Annotated in this window: 2 protein-coding genes; one reads left to right on the top strand and one right to left on the bottom strand. The window is 72.0% G+C overall.

Annotation, left to right across the window (positions count from 1 at the left end; genetic code table 11):
- Positions 1 to 378 precede the first annotated feature (378 nt).
- Positions 379 to 633: a hypothetical protein gene (locus tag ACLEQD_RS42205; RefSeq protein ID WP_410391603.1), complete on the top strand. Its 255-nt coding sequence runs from the start codon at positions 379 to 381 to the stop codon at positions 631 to 633.
- Positions 634 to 731: 98 nt separating this feature from the next.
- Here the strand turns inward: ACLEQD_RS42205 and ACLEQD_RS42200 are convergent, their stop codons facing one another.
- Positions 732 to 1,685, bottom strand: a complete 954-nt coding sequence (locus ACLEQD_RS42200) for a sigma-70 family RNA polymerase sigma factor (RefSeq protein WP_410391601.1) — start codon at positions 1,683 to 1,685, stop codon at positions 732 to 734.
- Between the last annotated feature and the right edge of the window lie 299 nt (positions 1,686 to 1,984).

Genomic DNA, 1,984 nt, shown 5'->3' with positions numbered 1-1,984 from the left:
TGTGAGTCCCCGCCCGAGCAGCGCCACACCGCCGCGCCGAGCAGCAGGAGCGCGCCCACCAGCACCCGGCCCCGGTGCCGGAACACGCCCACCGCCAGCCGGGCGAACAGCGACGGCGCGCCCCTCGCTGGTGAGTCGTCCCCCTGTCCCGACATGCCCGCCCCCCGTTCGCTCGCCCCGCCGCGCACCACGGAACTGGTGACGGGCGGAGCGCTTGGACAGGGGCTTCATCCCTGGGGGCAATGCAGGAGTGGACGGCGCGGCCCCGCGCCTGCCCCTCCCCCGGGGCCCGGCCTCACTGCCACTTGTAGACGAGGCCCTGCGCGTGGAGGCCCCACACGGCCCCATCGCCGGCCGCGGTGGGAGTCCGCCGGGTTGGTGGCCCACAGCGTCCCATCCGAGGCGGTGGAGATGTTGCTCACGGTGCCGCCCATCCGCTGCCAGCCGGAGCCGGTCCACTTCCAGTTGAAGCCCGCGCTGTCGAGCCCCCAGCTGGCCCGGAAGCACTCCACGGTGCCGTCGCCGCAGGGCCCCGCTGCGTCCTCCCGCTCAATCCGCGGCACCAGGTCTCCGGGCCCTTGCGAGCGGATGACCTCGGGGGGCCTGGGCTCACGGCCGCGAGCGGAGCTTTGATGGACGTGGCGAGCCCCGCTCGCCGCGCCCTGGGAACTCGGTCAAACGGATGCGCTTCACGGAAGCTCCAGGACAGTCAGCATCTCCCCAGGTTCCGGTCACGCCGGCATGCGCACGCCCGCGAGCTTCCGGTCCTCCAACACGGAATGCAGCGCGTGGATGCGTCCGTTCGCATCCACGTCCACGCGAATCACGGTGCGCAGGGCCAACAGCGGGTCCTTCCCCGGAGGGTACACGGCGACGATGGCGGGCAGTCCGTTGAGCATCCGGACCTCCCAGGCCACCGGCGCGCCTCGCAGCTCCATCAGGCGGCGGACGACGAGGACGACGCGCTGTGCCCCCACGACGGGCACCAGGGCCGCACGCACCTTGCCGCCTCCGTCCGAGAGGGCGCGCGCATCCGAGGTCAGCAAGGCCTCCGCGGCGGCCACGTCTCCCGTCATCAGCGCGCCGAGGAAGGCCTCCAGCGCGGCCCGCGTGCGGGCCTGCAGGTCGCGAGTGGGCACGCAGCGCGACTGGTCATACGCGGCCATCGCCGCCCGCGCGCGGTGGTGCACCACCTTCACGTTCGCTTCGCTCATGCGCAGCGCCTCGGCCACCTCGAGCACCGAGTAATCAAAGACATCGCGCAGTAGCAGCACCGCCCGCTGCTTGGGTGACAGGGCCTCCAGAGCCAGGAGGAAGGCGAACGAGACGCTCTCCAGCAGTTCGTAGCGACCCTCCGTCGAGCCGCCGCCAGGAAGCCGTGCTTCCGCCGAGGGTGGGACCTCTTCATCGCCTGTCTCCACGGGCGAAGGCAGCCACGGTCCGATGTAGCCCTCGCGCCGTCGCCGCCGCAGGTGGTCCCGCGCCAGGTTCACCGCCACGCGCGTCAGCCAGGGCCGCAGCGTGTCCAGCCGCTCCGGCGGTGCCGCGAGCGCGCGCGCATAGACCTCCTGCACCAGGTCATCCGCGTCCGCCGCCACGCCCGTCATCCGGTAGCAGAGCCCCCAGAGGAAGCGCTCGTGCTCGCGTGCGGCCTGTCCCAGTGCTCCTCGCGCCTGTGAGTCCATCCCCGTTCAAGCCTCCACCGCGGCGGAAGGACGCCTCCAGGCCCAGGCCCTCGGACATCCCTCCTGTCCCCATGAATGAGAAGGTGAGAACCCGGTTGGGTCTCCCCGTCAACGCCACATCACACGAACTGGTCCGACAGTCGGACAAGTTGGGAGAGCCGCCCTGGCCGGGGAGCCTCCGCGCCCTCCGGACAACGCGAACCGGCCCGACTGTCGGACCAGTTGGGAGAGCCGCCCTGGCCGGGGAGCCTCCGCGCCAGCTGGACAACGCGAACTGGTCCGACTGTCGGACCAGTTAG

The organism is Corallococcus sp. 4LFB (assembly GCF_046520365.1).
Classification (GTDB): domain Bacteria; phylum Myxococcota; class Myxococcia; order Myxococcales; family Myxococcaceae; genus Corallococcus; species Corallococcus caeni.
The sequence above is the reverse complement of the archived record's forward strand: the minus strand, read 5'-3'. Positions and strand labels throughout refer to the sequence as shown.

Bases quoted from the DNA above. Each gene is read 5' to 3' on its own strand.
- ACLEQD_RS42200 (WP_410391601.1), bottom strand. From the start codon at position 1,685: ATGGACTCACAGGCGCGAGGAGCACTGGGACAGGCCGCACGCGAGCAC.